1 protein-coding gene is annotated in these 1,266 nt (G+C 53.2%); it reads left to right on the top strand.

Annotated elements, in window-relative coordinates:
- A partial coding sequence (locus BN1115_RS22675; RefSeq protein WP_208597761.1) for a hypothetical protein occupies positions 1 to 340 on the top strand: 340 nt, incomplete at its 5' end.
- Positions 341 to 1,266: the final 926 nt, after the last annotated feature.

Raw genomic sequence — 1,266 nt, 5'->3', positions numbered from 1 at the left:
TAATGGCCTTTCTCGATGCAAAGCCGCCGTTGTTACGGCGGCTTTGCTGTTGTGTTGCAACGGGAATGCTTTGGCTGGTGTTGACGATGCGTGGGCCGCATCGCCAGCCACCCAGGATACTGCTTGGGCACAGCAGTATGCTGCGCCGGTTAATCCAGCGATAAGTGGGGCTGGATTATCGTGGGGGCCTATCATCGAAAGCGGCGGGGTCAACTATGACTATATGCAAAATGACAATTACACATCACTCTGCCCTGATGGATATGTTCTAGTTGGTTTTCGAAGAACTGAACATGATTGGTTTTATTTTCAATGTCGGCAGATAACGTTAAGTCGTTAGTTTTCTAGCTATCCTGATAATGGCCTTTCTCGATGCAAAGCCGCCGCCGTTATGGCGGCGTTGCTATTGTGTTGCTCGGCCACGGCCCAGACCGTTGATGAAGCGTGGGCCGCTTCTCCGGCCTCGCAGGATACCCAGTGGGCTCAGGTCAACTCCTCCCCAGTAAGCCCGAGCAACAGCGGGAGTAATGGAACTGTTACCTTCTACTCTGTGGTAGGTTCAAATGCTGGTGCAACAAATACCAATCGTTCAGCAGAAGTCTATGCGGCATGTCCTGCTGGCACTAAGGTGGTTTCAGGGGGCGGGGGCTGTGATCAATCAGGCCCTATGGTAACTACAACTTATAATCAACCACAGGGGAACGGTTGGCTATATGGTTGTGGTTATGGCTTTTCGTCTCCTACTTTTAAAATTACAGCTTGGGTTGGCTGTCAGTAGTCTCAGGTAGCCCGATAATGGCCTTTCTCGATGCAAAGCCGCCGCTGTTACGGCGGCTTTGCTGTTGTGTTGCAGCTGGGGCCGCAACTGCGGGCGTAGACGATGTCTGGAACGCCTCTCCGGCCACGCAGGACACTAGCTGGGCGCAGGCTTATGCCGCCCCAGTAAACCCGAGCAATAGCGGTAGTGGTACTGTTGGCCCGTGGCAGCGCCTTGGCAATAGCACTTACACCGCGCCAGCTGACGGACTTGTGATCGCGCAGGCTCAGCACGACAGATGGGTAACTATTACCGTCAGTGGGGATCTGAAATGCAGGGCTGCATCAGCTGGCGGTGTAAGTTTCTGTAGTGCCGTTATAGCAAAGGGAGAGGTTTACAGCATCGGTGGTGGAGACAGGATTTGGTTTAGAAGTATTCGCTAAATAGATAGCGGATTGGGTAGCCCGATAATGGCCTTTCTCGATGCAAAGCCGCCGTTGTTACGGCGG

The organism is Aeromonas allosaccharophila, assembly GCF_000819685.1.
In the GTDB taxonomy this organism is placed as follows: Bacteria; Pseudomonadota; Gammaproteobacteria; order Enterobacterales; family Aeromonadaceae; genus Aeromonas; species Aeromonas allosaccharophila.
The sequence above is the reverse complement of the archived record's forward strand: the minus strand, read 5'-3'. Positions and strand labels throughout refer to the sequence as shown.